Origin of the sequence: Streptococcus pseudopneumoniae (assembly GCF_038148955.1) — a bacterium.
Taxonomy (GTDB): domain Bacteria; phylum Bacillota; class Bacilli; order Lactobacillales; family Streptococcaceae; genus Streptococcus; species Streptococcus pseudopneumoniae_T.
Genome location: NZ_JBBJZY010000006.1, coordinates 13,017 through 35,794 on the forward strand (window position 1 = coordinate 13,017; position 22,778 = coordinate 35,794).

The window sequence follows — 22,778 nt, forward strand, 5'->3', positions numbered from 1 at the left end:
CCTTTGAATAAAAATGGTCATCTTATTTGACTTATAGGGTGACTAGCAGATGAAATATTGTTTTCTCTTTCTTCTTTACTAGAAAATATGGTATAATAGAGAGTAAAAACTTTGAAAGAAAGAAAAAGATGAATTTAAAAGATTACATTGCAACAATTGAAAATTATCCAAAGGAAGGCATCACCTTCCGTGATATCAGTCCTTTGATGGCTGATGGAAATGCTTATAGCTACGCTGTTCGTGAAATTGTTCAGTATGCTACTGACAAGAAAATTGACATGATTGTAGGGCCTGAGGCTCGTGGATTTATCGTGGGCTGTCCAGTTGCCTTTGAGTTGGGAATTGGTTTTGCGCCTGTTCGTAAGCCAGGAAAATTGCCACGCGAAGTCATTTCTGCTGACTATGAAAAAGAGTACGGTGTTGATACCTTGACTATGCATGCGGATGCCATCAAGCCAGGTCAACGTGTTCTGATCGTAGATGACCTCTTGGCAACAGGTGGAACTGTTAAGGCAACTATCGAGATGATTGAAAAACTTGGTGGTGTTGTAGCAGGTTGTGCCTTCCTTGTTGAATTGGATGAATTGAACGGCCGTGAAAAAATCGGTGACTACGATTACAAAGTTCTCATGCATTATTAATGAAAAACAGTCCCTAGGGCTGTTTTCTCTACATTAGGATATAAAAATAGACTATAGCTAGTTAGAGAAAAACTATAATTGAAAACTATATCTTCTTGCAGTATAATAAAAGGACTAGGTGTTTGAGATTTGGCTTCAAACATATGCAATGATTCCTGAAAGAATACAGTTAGGAGAGGGTTATGCCGATTCGAATTGATAAAAAATTACCAGCTGTTGAGATTTTACGGACAGAGAACATCTTTGTCATGGATGATCAACGTGCAGCCCACCAAGATATCCGTCCTTTGAAGATTTTAATCTTAAATCTTATGCCACAAAAAATGGTCACAGAGACCCAGTTGTTGCGCCATTTGGCTAATACACCCCTGCAACTGGATATTGATTTTCTCTATATGGAGAGCCACCGTTCTAAGACAACTCGTTCAGAGCACATGGAGACCTTTTATAAAACCTTTCCTGAAGTTAAGGATGAGTATTTTGATGGCATGATTATCACGGGTGCTCCAGTTGAGCATTTACCATTTGAGGAAGTGGACTATTGGGAGGAATTTAGCCAGGTGCTTGAGTGGTCTAAGACCCATGTCTATTCGACCCTTCATATCTGTTGGGGTGCTCAGGCTGGTCTTTATCTGCGCTATGGAGTGGAAAAATACCAGATGGACAGTAAGTTATCAGGTATCTATCCTCAGGACACTTTAAAAGAAGGGCATCTTCTCTTTAGAGGCTTTGACGATAGCTACGTAGCTCCTCATTCTCGGCATACGGAGATTTCTAAGGAAGAGATTCTGAATAAGACCAATCTCGAAATTTTATCAGAGGGACCTCAGGTTGGGGTTTCGATTTTGGCTAGTCGGGATTTGCGTGAAATTTATAGTTTTGGGCATTTGGAATATGATCGTGATACCTTGGCAAAAGAGTATTTTAGGGATCGTGATGCAGGTTTAGCTCCTCATATTCCAGAAAATTATTTTAAGGATGATGATGTTAATCAGACACCTTGTCTTTGTTGGTCTTCATCTGCAGCCCTCTTTTTCAGTAACTGGGTGAACTATGCGGTCTATCAGGAAACACCTTTTGACTGGAGAAAGATAGAAGATGATGTATCTGCATATGGATATTTATAAGAGGAATTATGACATATTTAGACGCTTTTAAATCAGGGAACTTGGTTTTACCGAGTGCCCTGCTCTTGCATTTTAAGGAACTCTTTCCTTCTAGCGACGATTTTCTGGTCTGGCAATTTTTCTATTTGCAAAATACGACAGGCTTAGAAGAAATGTCACCAAGCCAGATTGCTGAAAGGATTGGCAAGGAAATTTCGGATGTCAATCAGGCTATTTCCAATCTGACAGAGAGGGGACTGCTTCAGTATCGAACGATTGAATTAAATGGCGAAATCGAATTGCTCTTTGATGCTAGTCTAGCCTTGGAACGTTTGGATGATTTGCTTGGAGTCGCTCATTCAAGTTCAGACCAGTTGACACCTCAAAATCAGCTCAAGGATTTGGTGGAAACCTTCCAGCAGGAATTGGGACGCTTGTTGACGCCTTTTGAGATTGAAGATTTGACCAAGACTCTAAAAGAAGATGGGACCAGTGCTGACTTGATTAAGGAGGCTCTTCGTGAAGCTGTTTTGAATGGAAAAGCAAACTGGAAGTACATTCAGGCGATTTTGAGAAATTGGCGCCATGAAGGTATCAAAAGTGTGGCTCAAATTGAGGCCAAGCGGGCAGAGAGAGAAGCAAGCAATCCTCAGTTGACACAGGTATCGGCAGATTTTAGAAATGCCATGGATCTTTGGAAGGATTAATCCATGTAAGCAGGCTTGAAATCCGAGTAAGATTTGCAAGCTGTGTATAATTGTGATAAAATAAATAGAAAATAAATTGAAAAAAGAGGTATGTGAAATGTCACGTAAACCATTTATCGCTGGTAACTGGAAAATGAACAAAAATCCAGAAGAAGCTAAAGCATTCGTTGAAGCAGTTGCATCAAAACTTCCTTCATCAGATCTTGTTGAAGCAGGTATCGCAGCTCCAGCTCTTGATTTGACAACTGTTCTTGCTGCTGCTAAAGGTTCAAACCTTAAAGTTGCTGCTCAAAACTGCTACTTTGAAAATGCAGGTGCTTTCACTGGTGAAACTAGCCCACAAGTTTTGAAAGAAATCGGTACTGACTACGTTGTTATCGGTCACTCAGAACGCCGTGACTACTTCCATGAAACTGACGAAGATATCAACAAAAAAGCAAAAGCAATCTTTGCAAACGGTATGCTTCCAATTATCTGTTGTGGTGAGTCACTTGAAACTTACGAAGCTGGTAAAGCTGCTGAATTTGTAGGTGCTCAAGTATCTGCTGCATTGGCTGGATTGACTGCTGAACAAGTTGCTGCATCAGTTATCGCTTATGAGCCAATCTGGGCTATCGGTACTGGTAAATCAGCTTCACAAGACGACGCACAAAAAATGTGTAAAGTTGTTCGTGACGTTGTAGCTGCTGACTTCGGTCAAGAAGTTGCAGACAAAGTTCGTGTTCAATACGGTGGTTCTGTTAAACCTGAGAACGTTGCTTCATACATGGCTTGTCCAGACGTTGACGGTGCCCTTGTAGGTGGTGCCTCACTTGAAGCTGAAAGCTTCTTGGCTTTGCTTGACTTTGTAAAATAATCAGTAAGTAGCAAAAGCTAGGTGGAACAGCATTCAGATGTCTGTTCCATTTTTTATAGGAGAGGAAAGATTGAAAACAAAAATTGGAAAAATTGGATTAGTCAGTATCTGTTTACTAGGCTTGGCAACGAGTCAGGTCGCTGCAAATGAAACCGAAGCTTCAAAAACTTCGCAGGATACAAGGACAGCTTCAAGTAGTTCAGAGCAAAATCAGTCTTCTAATAAAACTCAAACAAGCGCAGGAGTAAATCTCAACGTTGCTGCCCACTGGGATGGGGATTATTATGTAAAGGCTGATGGTTCTAAAGCTCAAAGTGAATGGATTTTTGATAATAACTACAAAGCTTGGTTTTATCTCAAATCAGACGGTCGTTATGCTCAAAATGAGTGGCGGGGCAGCTATTACCTAAAATCAGGTGGCTACATGGCTCAAAATGAATGGCTTTATGATAATAATTACAAGAGTTGGTTTTATCTCAAGTCAGATGGGGCTTATGCTCATCAAGAATGGCAATTGATTGGAAATAAGTGGTACTACTTCAAGAAGTGGGGTTACATGGCTAAAAGCCAATGGCAAGGAAGTTATTTCTTGAATGGTCAAGGAGCTATGATGCAAAATGAATGGCTCTATGATCCAGCCTATTCTGCTTATTTTTATCTCAAATCAGATGGCACTTACGCTAACCAAGAGTGGCAAAAGGTGGATGGCAAATGGTACTATTTCAAGAAGTGGGGCTATATGGCTCGAAATGAGTGGCAAGGCAACTACTATTTGACTGGAAGTGGTGCCATGGCGACTGACGAAGTGGTTATGGATGGTGCTCGCTATATCTTTGCGGCCTCTGGTGAGCTCAAAGAAAAGAAAGATTTGAATGTCGGCTGGGTTCACAGAGATGGGAAACGCTATTTCTTTAATAATAGAGAAGAACAAGTGGGAACCGAACATGCTAAGAAAGTTATTGATATTAGTGAGCACAATGGTCGTATCAATGATTGGAAAAAGGTTATTGATGAGAACGAGGTGGATGGTGTCATTGTTCGTCTAGGTTATAGCGGTAAAGAAGACAAGGAATTAGCGCATAACATTAAGGAGCTAAATCGTCTGGGAATTCCTTATGGTGTTTATCTCTATACTTATGCTGAAAATGAGACCGATGCTGAGAATGATGCTGAACAGACCATTGAACTTCTGAAGAAATACAATATGAACTTGTCTTACCCTATCTACTATGATGTTGAGAACTGGGAATACGTAAATAAGACCAAGAGAGCTCCAAGTGATACAGGTACTTGGGTTAAAATCATCAACAAGTACATGGACACGATGAAGCAGGCGGGTTATCAAAATGTGTATGTCTATAGCTATCGTAGTTTATTACAGACGCGTTTAAAACACCCAGATATTTTAAAACATGTAAACTGGGTAGCGGCCTATACGAATGCTTTAGAATGGGAAAATCCTCATTATTCAGGAGAAAAAGGTTGGCAGTATACCTCTTCTGAATACATGAAAGGAATCCAAGGGCGTGTGGATGTCAGCGTATGGTATTAAGCTATGATTAGAAAGAGGGATGTGAGAGTAGCACCCTCTTTTTCTTTGTTTTATGGTAGTTTATACTCTTCGAAAATCTCTTCAAACTACGTCAGTTCTATCTGCCACCTCAAAACTTATGCTTTGGTCAAGCTGGGTTTAGTTTCCTAGTTTGCTGATTGATTTCCATGGACTATAAGCATCCAAGCCTCTTTTTCGTCTTCTAAAGAATTCTTAAATTATCAGTCTATTGCAACTTTTCTCATGTGGGTCATTTGGCTTGCTTTTGGTTTTCCTTAGTAGTATACTAAGATAGTAATCAGTAAGAAGTGGTTACAAATAATAATGAATGAGGTAAAAACAATGGTAGAATTGAAAAAAGAAGCAGTAAAAGATGTAACATCATTGACAAAAGCAGCGCCAGTAGCATTGGCAAAAACAAAGGAAGTCTTGAATCAAGCTGTTGCTGATTTGTACGTAGCTCATGTGGCTTTGCACCAAGTACACTGGTATATGCGTGGTCGTGGTTTCCTTGTATGGCATCCAAAAATGGATGAGTATATGGAAGCTCTTGACGGTCAATTGGATGAAATCAGCGAACGCTTGATCACACTTGGTGGAAGCCCATTCTCTACATTGACAGAATTCCTTCAAAACAGTGAAATCGAAGAAGAAGCTGGTGAATACCGCAATGTTGAAGAAAGCTTGGAACGTGTTCTTGCTATCTACCGTTACTTGTCAGAACTTTTCCAAAAAGGTTTGGATGTTACTGATGAAGAAGGCGATGATGTTACAAACGATATTTTTGTTGGTGCTAAGGCTGAACTTGAGAAAACAGTTTGGATGCTTGCCGCAGAACTTGGACAAGCACCTGGTTTGTAAGAAACAAGGCAACATAGATAAATCTGTAGGAAATTTCTTACAGATTTTTTCTATTTTGTAAGCTATTCCAAACCAGTCTTTTTTTGAGTTTTTTGATAAAATAGTACTATCAGTGAAAAGGATGGAAGCATGACTAAGAAAATCGTAGCTATTTGGGCCCAGGATGAAGAGGGTGTGATTGGTAAGGACAATCGTCTGCCTTGGTATTTGCCAGCAGAATTGCAACACTTTAAAGAAACAACTCTGAATCATGCTATCTTGATGGGACGCGTGACCTTTGATGGGATGGGACGTCGACTGCTTCCAAAACGGGAGACCTTGATTTTGACGCGTAATTTGGAAGAAAAGATAGATGGGGTTACTACTTTTTATGATGTCCAGTCTGTCTTGGGCTGGTATCAGGCTCAAGAAAAGAATCTCTATATTCTCGGTGGAAAGCAGATTTTTCAGGCTTTTGAGTCCTATTTGGATGAAGTGATTGTGACTCACATTCATGCTCAGGTGGAGGGAGATACCTATTTCCCTGAAGAGTTTGACTTGTCCCTTTTTGAGATAGTATCAAGCAAATCCTATACTAAAGATGAGAAGAATCCTTATGATTTTACCATCCAATACCGCAAGAGAAAGGAAGTCTAATGGAACGTAGTATATTTGGTTTATTCACGGCTTTTCTGTGTTTCATCTGCCTTTTGGCAGGAGCACAGGCTTTTCGTAAAAAGCGTTACGGGCTTTCTATCCTCCTTTGGTTAAATGCCTTTACCAATCTGGTCAATAGTATTCATGCTTTTTACATGACCTTATTTTAGATAGAATGACAGTATAGAATGGAAGGAAATCATGTCTACAAATAGAAAAAATGATATGATGGTTTATTGCTCATTTTGTGGCAAAAACCAAGAAGAAGTACAAAAAATAATCGCTGGCAACAATGCTTTTATTTGTAATGAGTGCGTGGAGTTAGCTCAAGAAATTATTCGAGAAGAATTGGTTGAGGAAGTCTTGGCAGACTTATCTGAGGTACCAAAACCAATCGAACTCCTCCATATCTTGAACCACTATGTAATTGGTCAAGATCGTGCCAAGCGTGCCTTGGCAGTGGCAGTTTACAACCACTACAAACGTATCAACTTCCACGATACGCGTGAAGAGTCAGAAGATGTGGATTTGCAGAAGTCAAACATCTTGATGATTGGCCCGACTGGTTCAGGGAAAACTTTCCTTGCTCAGACCTTGGCTAAGAGCTTGAATGTGCCTTTTGCGATTGCAGATGCGACAGCTCTGACGGAGGCTGGTTATGTAGGTGAGGACGTGGAAAATATCCTCCTCAAACTCTTGCAGGCTGCTGACTTTAACATCGAACGTGCAGAACGTGGCATTATCTACGTGGATGAAATTGACAAGATTGCCAAGAAGAGCGAGAACGTGTCTATCACACGTGATGTTTCTGGTGAAGGGGTGCAACAAGCCCTTCTCAAGATTATCGAGGGAACTGTTGCTAGCGTGCCGCCTCAAGGTGGACGTAAACACCCACAACAAGAGATGATTCAAGTGGATACAAAAAATATCCTCTTCATCGTGGGTGGTGCCTTTGATGGCATCGAAGAAATTGTCAAACAACGTCTGGGTGAAAAAGTCATCGGATTTGGTCAAAATAACAAGGCGATTGATGAAAATAGCTCTTACATGCAAGAAATCATCGCAGAAGACATTCAAAAATTCGGGATTATTCCTGAGTTGATTGGACGCTTGCCAGTCTTTGCGGCTCTTGAGCAATTGACCGTTGATGATTTGGTTCGTATCTTGAAAGAGCCAAGAAATGCTTTGGTCAAACAATACCAAACCTTGTTATCTTATGATGATGTCGAGTTGGAATTTGACGACGAAGCCCTTCAAGAGATTGCCAATAAAGCTATCGAACGCAAGACAGGGGCGCGTGGACTTCGTTCTATCATCGAAGAAACCATGCTGGACGTTATGTTTGAAGTACCGAGTCAGGAAAATGTGAAATTGGTCCGCATCACAAAAGAAGCTGTCGATGGAACGGATAAACCAATCCTAGAAACAGCCTAGAGGTGACTATGGAACTGAATACACACAATGCTGAAATCTTGCTCAGTGCGGCCAATAAGTCCCACTATCCGCAGGATGAACTGCCAGAGATTGCCCTTGCAGGGCGTTCAAATGTTGGCAAGTCTAGTTTTATCAACACCATGCTGAATCGCAAGAATCTCGCTCGTACATCAGGAAAACCTGGGAAGACCCAGTTGCTCAACTTCTTTAATATCGACGACAAGATGCGTTTTGTGGATGTACCTGGTTACGGTTATGCCCGTGTTTCTAAAAAGGAGCGTGAAAAGTGGGGGCGCATGATTGAGGAGTACTTAACGACTCGGGAAAATCTCCGTGCAGTAGTCAGTCTAGTTGACCTTCGTCATGACCCGTCAGCAGATGATGTGCAGATGTACGAATTTCTCAAGTATTATGAGATTCCAGTCATCATTGTGGCGACCAAGGCGGACAAGATTCCGCGTGGTAAATGGAACAAGCACGAATCAGCAATCAAAAAGAAATTAAACTTTGACCCAAGTGATGACTTCATCCTCTTTTCATCTGTCAGCAAGGCGGGGATGGATGAGGCTTGGGATGCAATCTTAGAAAAATTGTGAGGAAAAGAAAATGGCAAAAACAATTCATACAGACAAAGCTCCAAAAGCTATCGGACCATATGTTCAAGGAAAAATCGTTGGCAACCTTTTGTTTGCTAGTGGTCAAGTTCCCCTATCTCCTGAAACTGGAGAAATCGTTGGAGAAACGATTCAAGAACAGACAGAACAAGTCTTGAAAAACATCGGTGCTATTTTGGCAGAAGCAGGAACTGACTTTGACCATGTTGTCAAAACAACTTGCTTTTTGAGCGATATGAACGACTTTGTTCCTTTTAACGAGGTTTACCAAACGGCCTTTAAAGAGGAATTTCCAGCTCGTTCAGCAGTAGAGGTAGCTCGTCTTCCTCGTGATGTAAAAGTCGAAATCGAAGTCATCGCAGAGATTGGATAAGCTAGTTGAAGTTTGGTGTTGCCAAACTTCTTTTGATATAAGGAGAAAAAGATGACAAAGAAACAACTTCACTTGGTGATTGTGACAGGGATGAGTGGGGCAGGCAAAACGGTGGCCATTCAGTCTTTCGAGGATCTAGGTTATTTCACTATTGACAATATGCCACCTGCTCTCTTGCCTAAATTTTTACAGTTGGTGGAAACAAAGGAAGACGACCATAAGTTGGCCTTGGTGGTGGATATGCGTAGCCGTTCTTTCTTCTCGGAGATTCAAACTGTTTTGGATGAGTTGGAAAACAAGGAAGAACTGGACTTCAAAATTCTCTTTTTGGACGCAGCAGATAAGGAATTGGTCGCTCGTTACAAGGAAACCAGACGGAGTCACCCACTAGCAGCAGACGGACGGATTTTGGATGGAATTAAGCTGGAGCGTGAACTCTTGGCACCTTTGAAAAATATGAGTCAAAATGTGGTGGATACGACTGAACTTACTCCACGTGAGCTGCGTAAAACCCTTGCAGAGCAGTTTTCAGATCAGGGACAAGCCCAGTCTTTCCGTATAGAGGTCATGTCTTTCGGCTTTAAATATGGAATCCCAATTGATGCGGACTTGGTCTTTGATGTCCGTTTCTTGCCAAATCCCTACTACCTACCAGAACTGCGTAATCAAACGGGTGTGGATGAACCTGTTTATGATTATGTCATGAACCATCCTGAGTCAGAAGAATTTTATCAACATTTGTTGGCCTTGATTGAGCCGATTTTGCCAAGTTACCAAAAGGAAGGGAAGTCTGTTTTGACCATTGCCATGGGTTGTACGGGTGGGCAGCACCGTAGTGTGGCCTTTGCTAAACGCTTGGCGCAGGACTTATCCAAGAATTGGCCTGTCAATGAAGGGCATCGCGACAAAGACCGAAGAAAGGAAACGGTAAACCGTTCATGAGAAAACCAAAGATAACGGTGATTGGTGGAGGAACTGGGATCCCTGTCATTCTTAAGAGTCTGCGTGAAAAAGATGTGGAAATTGCTGCTATCGTAACGGTGGCGGATGATGGTGGTTCATCAGGTGAACTCCGAAAAAATATGCAGCAATTGACACCGCCAGGTGATCTTCGTAATGTCCTTGTGGCCATGTCGGATATGCCTAAGTTTTATGAGAAAGTCTTTCAGTATCGCTTTTCCGAGGATGCCGGAGCCTTTGCTGGCCATCCATTGGGTAATCTCATTATTGCAGGTCTGTCAGAGATGCAGGGTTCGACCTATAATGCCATGCAGTTATTGAGCAAATTTTTCCATACAACTGGGAAGATTTATCCTTCCAGTGACCATCCTTTGACCCTGCATGCAGTCTTTCAAGATGGGACAGAAGTGGCTGGAGAGAGTCATATCGCAGACCATCCAGGCATGATTGACCATGTCTATGTGACCAATACTCTCAACGATGATACGCCTCTGGCCAGTCGTCGAGTAGTGCAGACCATTCTTGAAAGTGACATGATTGTCCTCGGACCTGGTTCTCTCTTTACCTCTATTTTGCCCAATATCGTGATTAAGGAAATCGGGCAGGCGCTTTTGGAAACCAAGGCAGAAATCGCCTATGTCTGCAATATCATGACCCAACGTGGGGAAACGGAACACTTTACAGATAGTGACCACGTGGAGGTCTTGCATCGTCACCTTGGCCGACCTTTTATCGACACTGTCTTGGTGAATATTGAAAAAGTGCCTCAGGAATACATGAATTCCAACCGTTTTGATGAATACTTGGTGCAGGTGGAACATGATTTTGCTGGTCTTTGTAAGCAAGTTCCGCGTGTGATTTCATCTAACTTCCTTCGTCTGGAAAATGGCGGTGCCTTTCACGATGGAGATTTGATCGTGGATGAGTTGATGCGGATTATACAGGTGAGAAAATGAGTTTCACAGTAGCAGTAAAAGAAGAAATCCTAGGTCAGCACCATCTAAGCCGGCATGAATTATCTGCCATTATCAAGATGTCCGGTAGCATCGGTCTCTCGACTTCAGGCTTGACCTTGTCAGTTGTGACAGAAAATGCCAAACTGGCTCGTCACCTCTATGAGTCCTTTCTCCATTTTTATGAAATCAAATCGGAAATCCGCCACCACCAAAGAAGTAATCTTCGTAAGAATCGAGTCTATACTGTTTTTACAGATGAAAAGGTGCAGGAATTGCTGAGTGATTTGCACTTGGCGGACTCCTTCTTTGGTCTGGAAACAGGCATTGATGAGGCAATTTTATCAGACGAGGAAGCAGGCCGTGCCTATCTCTGTGGTGCTTTCTTGGCAAATGGAAGCATTCGTGACCCTGAGTCAGGCAAGTACCAGTTGGAAATCAGTTCTGTTTACCTGGACCACGCGCAAGGGATTGCCTCACTTCTTCAGCAATTTTTACTGGATGCCAAGGTGCTTGAGCGCAAGAAGGGGGCTGTGACCTACCTCCAGCGAGCTGAAGATATTATGGACTTCTTGATTGTCATCGGAGCCATGCAGGCGCGTGATGATTTTGAGCGAGTAAAGATTTTACGAGAAACCCGTAATGATCTCAATCGGGCAAATAATGCTGAGACAGCTAATATCGCTCGGACAGTTTCTGCCAGCATGAAGACCATCAACAATATCAGTAAAATCAAAGATATTATGGGCTTAGAAAATCTGCCAGTGGATTTGCAGGAGGTAGCGCAGTTGCGGATTCAGCACCCAGACTACTCTATTCAGCAGTTAGCAGATAGCCTCAGCACCCCTCTGACCAAAAGTGGTGTCAACCACAGACTTAGAAAAATCAATAAGATAGCCGATGAATTATAAAGATATAAAACAATCCCTTGAATTATCAGTGTGATTGGTTGATTCTATTTTTCTAACAGCCTGATGTCGCTAGTTTACAAAATATTAACCTGTTTCTTGACAATTGAATAGAGCATGTGAGATAATAAAGGGGAATTGAGAAGTTCTAGCATTTTAGTGCTAACAGAAATCCCCTCGGTACTGCAATACCAAGGGGATTTTTTCTGGGTTAGATAGCACTAACCAGGAAGGTTACTTGTCGAAGTGATCGTCTAACCAACGAGTCACCAGCCATGAGGTGATATTCTCGACGACTGCGATAAGTACTATTTTGAGAAGTTCTAGCATCTGTAATACCTCCTTGTCCAAGGCGTATCGTTAGTGCCATCGTTATTATATCACATGCTTTATCAATTTGATAGGACATTTTTGATTTTTGAAAAAGAAGTGGAAAGGTATGAGTTGATCAGATCCTAGATGAACTATAAAACCACGAATCGCATTTGACTCGTGGTTCTTTTTTATAAACTGGTTGAGTGTTTTGGTTGTACTTTTTGTTCAGGGTCGATATAGTTGATGGCATTGTTGACAGCAGTTGGAGCTTCTCCGAGGCCTGTCGCAATCAGGTCAATTTTTCCGTCATAATAGCAGCAGTCTCCGATAGCATAGATACCTGCTTGGCTGGATTCTTGTTTGCTGTTGACAATAATCTTGTGGCGGTTGAGGTCGAGCCCCCAGTTTTTAAGGTTACCGACCGAAGATTTGAAACCATAGTTGACAAAGAGGTGGTCTAGGTCAATCGTTTCTGTTTCATCAGATTTGACTTTTGTGATTTCAAGTTTATCAAGCGTTTTTCCATCTCCAAGGAGTTGGCTAGGGACGAATGGTGTTTTAATGGTTACAGATGATTCTTGTAAGGCTTGAACACTGTGTTCCAAGGCACGGAAATTATCTCTTCGGTGAACAAGGGTAGTTGGCGCAATTTTTTCAAAAGCCAAAGCCCAATCCACTGCTGAGTCTCCCCCACCAAGAATAGTCACTTTCTTACCAGCATATTGCTGAATGTTGGAAACGTGGTAGTGGATATTTTCATAGCTCTCAACGCCTTCAAGTTCCAGCGGACGTGGTTTGAAGGCACCGCCACCCATAGCGATGATGACTGTTTTAGACAGGTGACTTCCTTTAGAAGTTGTGATGACAAAGCCCTCTTCTTGTTTTTCAATCTCAAGAACCGTTTCATTGAGATGAATAGGGGTATCAAAACTGTTTAGCTGTTCAATCAAGCGGTTAGTCAACTCTTCTCCAGTCAGATTTGGGAAGCCTGGGACGTCTAGGATTTCCTTTTCAGGGTAGAGAATAGCAGGTTGTCCACCTAGTTGGGGAAGAGAGTCGATGATTTGAACCTTGGCTTGGCGTAGGTGGGCGTAAAAGGCTGCAAAAAGCCCGACAGGACCACCACCTACAATGGTAATATCATAGAGTTGAGACATGGTTTCTCCTTTGTTTTTTCTAGTCAGTTTATTGTATCATATTTTTGCTCAATGTAAAATGGACTAGGATAGGGAAAAAAATGCCAGAAAATGGTATAATAGGACGAAAGTGTTTTGATAGGGAGGATATCAGGGATGAATTTTCAACAATTATCCAATCTGCAATATTGGACCAGTTTGTTTGCAAGTCCATGGACGATAGCTATCAATCTGATTGATATTTTGATTGTTGCCTATATTTTATATCATTTTACAAAAGCTATTGCAGGAACCAAGATTATGATTTTGGTACGTGGAGTTTTGGTGTTTATTTTAGCTCAAATCCTTGCAAATATGATTGGCTTGACTACGATTTCTTGGTTAATCAATCAAATTATTACTTATGGGGTTATTGCGGCGGTTGTTATCTTCTCTCCAGAGATTCGGACTGGTTTGGAACGTTTGGGAAGAGCGACAGATTTCTTTTCCAATGCCCCTATTAGTGCTGAGGAACAGATGATTCGTGCCTTTGTTAAGTCCGTCGAATACATGAGTCCTCGTAAAATCGGGGCCTTGGTTGCTATTCAGCGTGTACGTACCTTGCAGGAGTATATTTCGACAGGAATTCCCTTGGATGCTAAGATTTCTGCAGAACTTCTCATTAACATTTTTATTCCCAACACTCCCCTACATGATGGTGCGGTGATTATCAGAGAAGAACGTATCGCTGTGACGTCTGCCTATCTGCCCTTGACAGAAAGTACAGGAATTTCCAAGGAATTTGGAACCAGACATCGGGCGGCTATTGGTTTATCAGAAGTCTCAGATGCCTTGACTTTTGTCGTATCAGAGGAAACGGGAGGAATTTCGATAACCTATAATGGTAGCTTTAAGCACAACCTAACACTTGATGAATTTGAAACAGAATTACGTGAAATCTTACTTCCAAAAGAGGAAGCAGGTCTTAGTTTTAAAGAGCGATTGCTAGGAGGATGGAAACATGAGAAAAAATAGTTTATACATCATATCCTCACTCTTTTTTGCTTGTGTCTTATTTGTCTATGCTACGGCGACGAATTTTCAAAACAGTACCAGTGCTAGGCAGGTAAAAACGGAAACCTATACGAATACAGTAACAAATGTCCCTATTGACATACGCTATAATAGTGATGAGTATTTTATTAGCGGTTTTGCTTCAGAAGTATCAGTGGTCTTGACTGGTGCAAATCGCCTATCGCTAGCTAGTGAAATGCAAGAAAGTACACGTAAATTCAAGGTTACTGCTGACCTAACAGATGCCAGTGTTGGAACGATTGAAGTTCCTTTGAGTATTGAAGATTTACCCAATGGGCTGACCGCTGTGGCGACTCCGCAAAAAATTACAGTCAAGGTTGGTAAGAAGGCTCAGAAGGATAAGGTAAAGGTTGTACCAGAGATTGACCCTAGTCAAATTGATAGTCGGGTACAGATTGAAAATGTCACGCTGTCAGATGAAGAAGTGTCGATTACGAGTGACCAAGAGACATTGGATAGAATTGATAAGATTATCGCTGTCTTGCCAACTAGCGAACGGATTACAGGAAATTACAGTGGTTCAGTACCTTTGCAAGCAATCGACCGCAATGGTGTTGTCTTACCGGCAGTTATCACTCCCTTTGATACAATAATGAAGGTGACTACAAAACCTGTGGCAACGAGTTCAAGTACATCTAATTCAAGCACAAGCAGTTCGTCGGAGACATCTTCGTCAACGAAAGCAACTAGTTCAAAAACGAATTAAAAATAGAAAAAGGATTTTATAAAAATGGGTAAATATTTTGGGACTGATGGAGTCCGTGGAGAAGCTAACGTAGAACTAACGCCAGAATTGGCTTTTAAGCTAGGACGTTTTGGAGGTTATGTTCTCAGTCAACATGAAACGGAAGCACCGAAAGTCTTTGTAGGACGTGATACACGTATTTCAGGGGAAATGCTAGAATCTGCCTTGGTGGCAGGTCTTCTATCTGTAGGAATTCACGTGTATAAATTAGGCGTTCTGGCAACACCAGCAGTAGCTTATTTGGTTAAAACAGAGGGAGCAAGTGCCGGTGTCATGATTTCTGCCAGCCACAACCCAGCCCTTGATAATGGGATTAAGTTCTTTGGTGGTGATGGTTTCAAACTAGATGACGAAAAAGAAGCAGAGATTGAAGCCTTGCTAGATGCTGCAGAAGATACTCTTCCTCGTCCAAGTGCAGAAGGCTTGGGAACCTTGGTAGATTATCCAGAAGGCTTGCGTAAGTATGAAGGATACCTTGTTTCAACTGGAACTCCTCTTGAAGGAATGAAGGTTGCCTTGGATACAGCTAATGGTGCAGCTTCTACCAGTGCCCGTCAAATTTTTGCAGACCTTGGTGCCCAATTGACGGTTATCGGGGAAACACCAGACGGTCTTAACATCAACCTTAATGTTGGTTCAACTCACCCAGAAGCCCTTCAAGAAGTGGTCAAAGAAAGTGACTCAGCTATCGGTTTAGCCTTTGATGGAGACAGTGACCGTTTGATTGCGGTCGATGAGAATGGCGACATCGTCGATGGTGACAAGATTATGTATATCATCGGAAAATACCTTTCTGAAAAAGGACAATTGGCTCAAAATACAATCGTGACAACTGTGATGTCTAACCTTGGTTTCCACAAGGCCTTGGATCGTGAAGGCATTAACAAGGCAGTCACTGCAGTTGGCGACCGCTATGTTGTTGAAGAGATGCAAAAATCAGGCTACAACCTCGGTGGTGAACAGTCTGGGCACGTTATCTTGATGGATTACAATACCACAGGTGATGGCCAATTATCAGCTGTCCAATTGACGAAAATCATGAAGGAAACTGGTAAGAGCTTGTCAGAGTTGGCCGCAGAAGTAACCATCTATCCACAAAAATTAGTCAATATCCGAGTGGAAAATGCCATGAAGGAAAAGGCAATGGAAGTGCCAGCTATCAAGGCAATTATCGAGAAGATGGAAGCTGAAATGGCAGGGAATGGCCGTATCCTTGTTCGCCCAAGTGGAACAGAGCCCCTTTTGCGTGTTATGGCAGAAGCGCCTACAACAGAGGAAGTGGACTACTATGTTGATACCATCGCGGATGTAGTTCGAGCTGAAATCGGGATTGACTAAATCCCAGAAAACTAGATGAAAATAAAAAATTATGGTACAATAGCTTATAATATTGTAGCCGAGGGAGAAAGACATGAATCTTAAACGTGAACAAGAATTTGTTAGTCAGTATCATTTTGATGCGCGTAATTTTGAATGGGAAAATGAAAATGGAGCTCCTGAAACCAAGGTGGATGTGAACTTCCAATTGCTCCAACATGACCAAGAAAATCAAGTGACTTCCTTGATTGTCATCTTGACCTTTATGATTGTATTTGATAAGTTTGTCATTAGTGGAACCATCTCACAGGTAAACCATATCGATGGTCGTATTGTCAATGAACCAAGTGAATTGAGCCAAGAAGAAGTGGAAACGTTGGCTCGTCCATGTTTGAACATGCTTAACCGTTTGACTTACGAAGTAACTGAAATTGCATTAGACTTACCAGGAATCAATTTGGAGTTCTAATATGAAACTAGCTGTTATCACAGATTCTTCTGCCTATCTCAGTGCAGAGACCTTACAAAGAGAAGATTTGTTTGTCTTGGATATTCCTGTCAATATTGATGGTGAGGAGTATGTTGAAGGTGTCAATCTGACTGCTGAGGAATTTTACCAAAAAATGGCTCAGGCTTCTGAATTACCTAAGACCAGTCAACCAAGCATTGCCAAGTTAGATGAAATCTTAACTGCGCTCAAAGAACAAGGCTATACCCATGCCTTGGGGCTTTTCCTATCTTCTGGAATTTCAGGTTTTTACCAAAATATCCAGTATATGGTGGATGACTATGAGGGCTTGACCATTGCTTTCCCAGACACTTTGATTACAAGCGCTCCGCTGGGTATCATGGTTGAAAGTGTCTTTAACTGGCGTGACCAGGGCGATGATTTTGCCATTATTCAGGATAAGCTAGCTATGCAAATCAGCCGTACGTCAGCTTTTATCATGGTAGATGATTTGGACCACTTGGTCAAAGGTGGACGCCTTTCAAATGGGGCTGCGATTTTGGGTAATCTGCTAAGCATCAAGCCAATTCTTTATTTCAATGATCAAGGTGTGATTGAAGTTTACGAAAAAGTTCGTACGGAGAAGAAAGCAACCAAGCGCTTAATTGAGATTATCAAGGAAACAACGGCTTCAGGTCAATATCGTGTCATTGTCATTCACGGAAATGCTCCTGAAAAGGCTGAAGAATTGCGTCAACACTTGCTTGAATCTGGAGTGGGTACGGATATTTCACTAGCTACATTTGGTAGTGTCATTGGGACACACCTAGGAGCAGGAAGTATTGCTCTGGGTTATATTCCAGTGATTTAGTTGGCATTTTTAGACTAGTTAAGATGGCTTGTATCATAGAAATTGAACACGCCTGGAACCCTGTGTGAAAAAGATAGTTCTTCCAAGGAGTAGACACTCCTTGATCAGAACTCTTATTTTCACTTTGTGTTATTACAGGCTTTGTATCTTAGACAGGAGTAGAGATGAGTATTCGAGTAATTATTGCTGGTTTTAAAGGAAAAATGGGTCAGGCTGCTTGTCAGATGGTCTTGGCTGATCCAGATTTGGACTTGGTAGCAGTTTTGGATCCTTTTGAGTCTGAGTCAGAATGGCAGGGAGTTCCTGTTTTCAAGGATAAGGCTGATTTAGCAGGCTTTGAAGCGGATGTCTGGGTAGATTTCACAACTCCAGCTGTTGCCTACGAAAACACACGCTTTGCCCTCGAAAATGGCTTTGCTCCAGTAGTTGGAACAACAGGCTTTACTAGTGAAGAAATTGCAGAGCTGAAAGCATTTTCTCGTTCCCAAGATTTGGGTGGTTTGATTGCCCCTAACTTTGCCCTGGGTGCTGTCTTACTCATGCAATTTGCGACGCAGGCTGCCAAATATTTCCCAAATGTGGAGATTATCGAGCTCCATCATGACAAGAAAAAGGATGCTCCGAGTGGAACAGCCATTAAAACAGCTGAGCTGATGGCGGAGGTTCGAGAATATATCCAGCAAGGTGCGCCTGATGAGGAAGAATTGATTGCAGGTGCCCGTGGTGCTGACTTTGATGGTATGCGCATCCACTCAGTTCGTTTGCCAGGCTTGATAGCCCATCAGGAAGTCATCTTTGGTAATCAGGGAGAAGGATTGACCCTCCGTCATGACTCCTATGATCGCAGCTCCTTCATGACAGGGGTCAATTTGGGAATTAAAGAAGTTGTCAAGCGTCATGAGCTTGTCTATGGATTAGAACACTTATTATGAGATTAACGCAAATGCCTTCTGAATTTCAGAAGGCTTTACCAGTATTAGAAAAAATTAAAGAAGTAGGTTTTGAAGCCTATTTTGTTGGGGGCTCTGTTCGAGATGCCCTTCTCAATCGCCCTATCCATGACGTAGATATTGCGACGTCTTCTTATCCTGAGGAGACCAAGCAGATTTTTCCGCGAACAGCTGATATCGGAATCGAGCACGGAACCGTCTTGGTCTTAGATGGGGATGAGGAGTATGAGGTAACCACCTTTCGGACAGAGGATGTCTATGTGGACTATCGCAGACCCAGTGCGGTTTCCTTTGTGCGCTCGCTAGAAGAAGACCTCAAACGCCGTGATTTTACAGTCAATGCCTTTGCTTTGGACGAGACAGGAGAAATCATTGACTTGTTTCATGGTTTAGAGGATTTGGAAAATCAAGTTTTGCGAGCGGTTGGTGTAGCTAGTGAGCGTTTCAACGAAGATGCTTTGCGGATTATGCGTGGATTCCGTTTTCAGGCCAGTCTTGGCTTTGAACTTGAGCCAGCAACATTTAAAGCTATGAAGATCTTGACGCCACTTTTGGAGAAAATTTCTGTAGAGCGTACCTTCGTCGAGTTTGATAAACTCTTACTGGCTCCGTTTTGGAGAAGGGGCTTGGCTTCCATGATTGAGAGTCAAGCTTATGACTATCTCCCTGATATGGTAGCTAGCCAGGACAAGCTCAACAGACTGTTTGATTTGGAGACTGATTTTACCTTTGAATCTTCTGAACAAGGCTGGGCAGCTCTTTTGTGGGCTTTGGAGATTGAAAATGCGCAGCCATTTTTGAAAGCTTGGAAGACCTCACGCCAATTTGCCAAGCAAGTTCAGGATTTGCTGACTATTTTGGCTTTGCGTGAAAAGGGAGAATTGAGCAAGCGCGATTGTTACCGCTTTGAATTGGATTTGCTTTTACAGGCTGAAAATCTTCGTCAGGCTCAAGGAAAAGAAGTTAATCCACAAGCGATCACAGAAACCTACCAGAGTTTGACCATTCATGACAAGAAAGAAATCCAGATCAATGGCGGTATTCTGATTAAGGAATATGGCTATCAGCCGGGCCCAGACTTGGGAGAGATTTTAACAGAGATTGAATATGCCATTGTCGATGGAGAATTGGAAAATGACCGTCAAGCCATCCATGCTTATCTGAGGGAGAAAAAATGAGTGATTTTATCGTTGAAAAACTAAGTAAATCCGTTGGTGACAAGACCGTTTTTAAGGATATTTCCTTTATCATCCATGATTTGGATAGAATTGGTCTGATTGGTGTCAATGGAACGGGCAAGACCACCCTTTTGGATGTTCTTTCTGGTGTGTCTGGCTTTGATGGAGATGTCAGTCCCTTTTCGGCTAAGAATGATTACCAGATTGGCTACTTGACTCAGGATCCTGATTTTGATGATAGTAAGACAGTCTTGGATACGGTTCTATCAAGCGACCTCAAGGAAATCCAGCTTATTCGTGAGTACGAGTTGATCATGCTCAACTACAGTGAGGACAAGCAGGCGCGTTTGGAACGGGTCATGGCTGAAATGGACTCTCTCCAAGCTTGGGAAATTGAGAGTCAGGTCAAGACCGTTCTCAGCAAGCTGGGGATTCAAGATTTATCAACTCCTGTTGGGGAATTGTCAGGTGGTCTAAGAAGACGGGTTCAGTTGGCGCAAGTCTTACTTGGCAACCATGACCTCTTGCTGCTGGACGAGCCGACCAACCATCTGGATATTGCAACCATCGAGTGGCTGACTCTCTTTTTAAAAAATTCCAAGAAGACCGTCCTTTTTATCACCCACGATCGCTATTTCCTAGATGCGCTGTCAACACGGATTTTCGAGTTGGACCGAGCTGGATTGACCGAGTATCAGGGCAATTATCAGGACTATGTTCGCCTTAAGGCGGAACAGGACGAGCGCGATGCGGCTCTTCTCCACAAAAAAGAGCAACTCTATAAGCAAGAATTGGCCTGGATGCGTAGACAACCGCAGGCACGTGCGACCAAGCAACAAGCTCGTATCAATCGTTTCCATGATCTGAAAAAAGAAGTTTCAGGTGGCGTTGCTGAGACAGACTTGACCATGAATTTTGAGACTAGTCGGATTGGGAAAAAAGTCATCGAGTTTCAGGATGTTTCCTTTGCCTATGAAAACAAGCCTATTTTGCAAGATTTTAATCTCTTGGTGCAGGCCAAAGACCGTATCGGAATTGTTGGAGACAACGGTGTTGGGAAATCAACCCTACTCAACTTGATTGCAGGCAGTCTTGAGCCGACAGCAGGACAAGTTGTGATAGGGGAAACTGTTCGCATCGCCTATTTCTCCCAACAAATTGAGGGCTTGGATGAAAGCAAGCGAGTTATCAATTATCTGCAAGAAGTGGCAGAAGAAGTCAAGACCAGTGGCGGTTCTACGACTTCCATCGCTGAGTTGCTAGAGCAGTTCCTTTTCCCACGTTCTACGCATGGAACCTTGATTGAGAAATTGTCAGGTGGCGAGAAAAAACGTCTTTATCTCCTCAAACTACTTTTGGAAAAACCAAATGTTCTTCTCTTGGACGAACCGACAAATGACCTAGATATTGCGACTTTGACAGTTTTGGAGAATTTCTTGCAGGGCTTTGCAGGGCCTGTCTTGACAGTTAGTCATGATCGCTATTTCTTGGATAAGGTAGCGACCAAGATTCTCGCTTTTGAGGATGGCAAGATTCGTCCTTTCTTTGGTCATTACACCGACTACTTAGATGAAAAAGCCTTTGAAACAGATATGGCCAATCAAGTGCAAAAGGCCGAAAAGGAGAAAGTGGTTAAGGTCCGTGAAGACAAGAAACGTATGACCTACCAAGAAAAGCAGGAGTGGGCAAGTATCGAAAGTGATATTGAAGCCTTGGAAAATCGTATCGCTGCTATTGAAGAGGAAATGCAGGCCAATGGCTCTGACTTTGGTAAGCTGGCTACTCTTCAAAAAGAACTGGATGAGAAGAACGAAGCACTCCTTGAAAAATACGAACGCTATGAATACCTAAGTGAATTTGATAGCTAGAAGAATAGAAAAATCCCGTCTCATGACAGGATTTCTCTATTCTTTTTTGGTTTCTTGATGAAAGATATTTTGCCAAGTTTCGTGGCGACGCCAGATACTGGTATGGACGATACCATCTAACTCATAGCAGATGAGTTTGGTCTTTTGACTGATGGAAGTGATTTGAATATCCTTGATAGCAGAATTCAAGTCTTTTTCGGCCTTATAAGCCTCTTTATCCATCTGCTCTCCATTCTGGCGAATATAGACAAAATCATCAGCCAAGAGTTCTTCCAGTTGATTTCCTTGGTCAATCAATTGCTCGCGCATTAGCAATTTTTTATAGACATTGTCTAAAATTTCATCCTCAGGTATAGGTGCTGGTTCGATATGGACATCGGTATCAAAGACGCCAAAACGTTCTTCCAGCATAGACTCGACCTGATCGGCAATTTCGTGACTTTCGTAAACAGACAAGTCAGGATTCATTTCTAGTGTAATATCCAGGTAGATGTTACTACCGTAGGTGCGACCTCTTTGCGACTTAACCTTGCTGATCTTGGGAATTTCCATGATAGCCTTTTGATAATCCTCAAGCAGACGGTCGTCGAAACCATCTGAAAGGCTAAAGGAAGACTCGATGAAAATATCATAGGCAGTCTTCAAGATAAAGAAAGTGATGATAATGGCAACCAGTTTGTCCACAATCGGATAATTGAAACTGCTAGCTAGGATGGCAATAGTAGTACCAAGTGAGGTAAGAGCATCAGAAAGATTGTCCTTGGCAGCTGTTTTCAGCGCCTTGGAGTTAGATTTCTTGCTGAGGCGAGTATTGTAGAGATAGACAATGAACATAATCGCTGCAGAAATGATTCCTAGAGTTGCGCCCAGAGGATCAATGACCGTTTCTTCCCGGCTGAGAATCTTTTGAATGGTATCCCTCAGAACATCAAAGCCAACATAAAACATAATGATGGAAGTGATTAAGCTAGCCAAATCTTCAATCTTCCAGTGACCAAAACGATGGTCACGGTCTGCAGGCTGGCGCGCCATCCGAATCCCGATTAAGAGGGCCACATTTCCAATGATGTCCGACACGTTGTTAAAACCATCAGCCACCAAACTGGATGAATGCAGAAGATGACCAGTAGCCAATTTGGCTGCAGACAAGAGCAGGTAGGTCGAAATACTGATAATAGCCCCACGCTCAGCTAACTTGAGATTTGAAATAGATTGCTTCATTCAACTTCCTTTCTAGTCACATAGCATTCTACCATTATACTGGTTTCCAAGGGA

Annotated in this window: 25 protein-coding genes; 22 read left to right on the plus strand and 3 right to left on the minus strand. The window is 42.3% G+C overall.

Features of this window, described 5'->3' with window-relative positions:
• Window positions 1-128: 128 nt before the first annotated feature.
• The 14 genes from WKI23_RS03230 to whiA all read left to right on the plus strand — a co-directional run bounded on the left by WKI23_RS03230 (window position 129) and on the right by whiA (window position 11,604).
• Complete coding sequence (locus WKI23_RS03230) at window positions 129-641, plus strand: adenine phosphoribosyltransferase (RefSeq protein WP_001049318.1); 513 nt, start codon at window positions 129-131, stop codon at window positions 639-641.
• Between the two features lie 182 nt (window positions 642-823).
• Window positions 824-1,768, plus strand: a complete 945-nt coding sequence (gene metA / locus WKI23_RS03235; protein WP_368078933.1) for a homoserine O-acetyltransferase MetA — start codon at window positions 824-826, stop codon at window positions 1,766-1,768.
• A gap of 8 nt (window positions 1,769-1,776) precedes the next feature.
• Window positions 1,777-2,454: a DnaD domain-containing protein gene (locus WKI23_RS03240; protein WP_368078934.1), complete on the plus strand. Its 678-nt coding sequence runs from the start codon at window positions 1,777-1,779 to the stop codon at window positions 2,452-2,454.
• Between the two features lie 97 nt (window positions 2,455-2,551).
• Complete coding sequence (tpiA, locus tag WKI23_RS03245; protein WP_000087893.1) at window positions 2,552-3,310, plus strand: triose-phosphate isomerase; 759 nt, start codon at window positions 2,552-2,554, stop codon at window positions 3,308-3,310.
• 37 nt (window positions 3,311-3,347) lie between these two features.
• A complete protein-coding gene (gene lytC / locus WKI23_RS03250) occupies window positions 3,348-4,862 on the plus strand; it encodes a choline binding-anchored murein hydrolase LytC (RefSeq protein WP_368078935.1) in 1,515 nt (504 codons plus the stop codon).
• Between the two features lie 342 nt (window positions 4,863-5,204).
• Window positions 5,205-5,723, plus strand: coding sequence for a Dps family protein (locus WKI23_RS03255; RefSeq protein WP_054383995.1), 519 nt, complete (start codon window positions 5,205-5,207; stop codon window positions 5,721-5,723).
• Window positions 5,724-5,852: 129 nt separating this feature from the next.
• The gene (locus WKI23_RS03260) at window positions 5,853-6,359 is read left to right on the plus strand and encodes a dihydrofolate reductase (RefSeq protein ID WP_368078936.1); all 507 of its coding nucleotides are present in this window, start codon (window positions 5,853-5,855) and stop codon (window positions 6,357-6,359) included.
• Entirely contained in the window at window positions 6,359-6,529 is a 171-nt protein-coding gene (locus tag WKI23_RS03265; protein ID WP_084358160.1) for a hypothetical protein, read from the plus strand. Before WKI23_RS03260 ends, WKI23_RS03265 begins: the two co-directional genes overlap by 1 nt.
• A gap of 31 nt (window positions 6,530-6,560) precedes the next feature.
• A complete protein-coding gene (gene clpX / locus WKI23_RS03270; RefSeq protein ID WP_000106341.1) occupies window positions 6,561-7,793 on the plus strand; it encodes an ATP-dependent Clp protease ATP-binding subunit ClpX in 1,233 nt (410 codons plus the stop codon).
• Window positions 7,794-7,801: 8 nt separating this feature from the next.
• On the plus strand, window positions 7,802-8,389 hold the full coding sequence (gene yihA / locus WKI23_RS03275; RefSeq protein ID WP_000422605.1) for a ribosome biogenesis GTP-binding protein YihA/YsxC: 588 nt from the start codon (window positions 7,802-7,804) through the stop codon (window positions 8,387-8,389).
• A gap of 10 nt (window positions 8,390-8,399) precedes the next feature.
• On the plus strand, window positions 8,400-8,780 hold the full coding sequence (locus WKI23_RS03280; protein WP_001140420.1) for a RidA family protein: 381 nt from the start codon (window positions 8,400-8,402) through the stop codon (window positions 8,778-8,780).
• Window positions 8,781-8,831: 51 nt separating this feature from the next.
• On the plus strand, window positions 8,832-9,722 hold the full coding sequence (rapZ, locus tag WKI23_RS03285) for an RNase adapter RapZ (RefSeq protein ID WP_368078937.1): 891 nt from the start codon (window positions 8,832-8,834) through the stop codon (window positions 9,720-9,722).
• Window positions 9,719-10,696 (plus strand): YvcK family protein, encoded by a 978-nt coding sequence (locus tag WKI23_RS03290; protein ID WP_001231075.1) that lies wholly within the window; start codon window positions 9,719-9,721, stop codon window positions 10,694-10,696. The genes rapZ and WKI23_RS03290 overlap by 4 nt, the downstream gene beginning before the upstream one ends.
• Window positions 10,693-11,604 carry a DNA-binding protein WhiA gene (whiA, locus tag WKI23_RS03295; protein ID WP_050278119.1) on the plus strand — a complete coding sequence of 304 codons (912 nt, stop codon included), beginning with the start codon at window positions 10,693-10,695 and terminating at the stop codon, window positions 11,602-11,604. Before WKI23_RS03290 ends, whiA begins: the two co-directional genes overlap by 4 nt.
• A 208-nt stretch (window positions 11,605-11,812) precedes the next feature.
• Here whiA and WKI23_RS03300 read toward each other — a convergent pair whose 3' ends face one another.
• The gene (locus WKI23_RS03300; protein ID WP_368078938.1) at window positions 11,813-11,971 is read right to left on the minus strand and encodes a hypothetical protein; all 159 of its coding nucleotides are present in this window, start codon (window positions 11,969-11,971) and stop codon (window positions 11,813-11,815) included.
• A 133-nt stretch (window positions 11,972-12,104) separates the two neighbouring features.
• Window positions 12,105-13,073, minus strand: coding sequence for an NAD(P)/FAD-dependent oxidoreductase (locus WKI23_RS03305; RefSeq protein ID WP_368078939.1), 969 nt, complete (start codon window positions 13,071-13,073; stop codon window positions 12,105-12,107).
• A gap of 135 nt (window positions 13,074-13,208) precedes the next feature.
• Here WKI23_RS03305 and cdaA point away from each other — a divergent pair, with 135 nt between their 5' ends.
• The 8 genes from cdaA (at window position 13,209) to WKI23_RS03345 (ending at window position 21,503) form a co-directional block, all read left to right on the plus strand.
• On the plus strand, window positions 13,209-14,066 hold the full coding sequence (gene cdaA, locus WKI23_RS03310; RefSeq protein WP_050089436.1) for a diadenylate cyclase CdaA: 858 nt from the start codon (window positions 13,209-13,211) through the stop codon (window positions 14,064-14,066).
• Window positions 14,053-14,832 (plus strand): CdaR family protein, encoded by a 780-nt coding sequence (locus WKI23_RS03315; RefSeq protein ID WP_368078940.1) that lies wholly within the window; start codon window positions 14,053-14,055, stop codon window positions 14,830-14,832. Before cdaA ends, WKI23_RS03315 begins: the two co-directional genes overlap by 14 nt.
• A gap of 24 nt (window positions 14,833-14,856) precedes the next feature.
• Window positions 14,857-16,209: a phosphoglucosamine mutase gene (glmM, locus tag WKI23_RS03320; protein ID WP_368078941.1), complete on the plus strand. Its 1,353-nt coding sequence runs from the start codon at window positions 14,857-14,859 to the stop codon at window positions 16,207-16,209.
• Window positions 16,210-16,282: 73 nt separating this feature from the next.
• Window positions 16,283-16,657, plus strand: a complete 375-nt coding sequence (locus WKI23_RS03325) for a DUF1149 family protein (protein ID WP_001050087.1) — start codon at window positions 16,283-16,285, stop codon at window positions 16,655-16,657.
• Window position 16,658: 1 nt separating this feature from the next.
• Complete coding sequence (locus WKI23_RS03330; protein WP_368078942.1) at window positions 16,659-17,507, plus strand: DegV family protein; 849 nt, start codon at window positions 16,659-16,661, stop codon at window positions 17,505-17,507.
• Between the two features lie 164 nt (window positions 17,508-17,671).
• Window positions 17,672-18,439, plus strand: coding sequence for a 4-hydroxy-tetrahydrodipicolinate reductase (gene dapB / locus WKI23_RS03335; protein WP_368078943.1), 768 nt, complete (start codon window positions 17,672-17,674; stop codon window positions 18,437-18,439).
• Window positions 18,436-19,635 carry a CCA tRNA nucleotidyltransferase gene (locus WKI23_RS03340; RefSeq protein WP_368078944.1) on the plus strand — a complete coding sequence of 400 codons (1,200 nt, stop codon included), beginning with the start codon at window positions 18,436-18,438 and terminating at the stop codon, window positions 19,633-19,635. Before dapB ends, WKI23_RS03340 begins: the two co-directional genes overlap by 4 nt.
• Window positions 19,632-21,503 carry an ABC-F family ATP-binding cassette domain-containing protein gene (locus tag WKI23_RS03345; RefSeq protein WP_368078945.1) on the plus strand — a complete coding sequence of 624 codons (1,872 nt, stop codon included), beginning with the start codon at window positions 19,632-19,634 and terminating at the stop codon, window positions 21,501-21,503. Before WKI23_RS03340 ends, WKI23_RS03345 begins: the two co-directional genes overlap by 4 nt.
• 36 nt (window positions 21,504-21,539) lie before the next feature.
• Here WKI23_RS03345 and mntE read toward each other — a convergent pair whose 3' ends face one another.
• The gene (gene mntE, locus WKI23_RS03350) at window positions 21,540-22,724 is read right to left on the minus strand and encodes a CDF family manganese efflux transporter MntE (protein WP_368078946.1); all 1,185 of its coding nucleotides are present in this window, start codon (window positions 22,722-22,724) and stop codon (window positions 21,540-21,542) included.
• Between the last annotated feature and the right edge of the window lie 54 nt (window positions 22,725-22,778).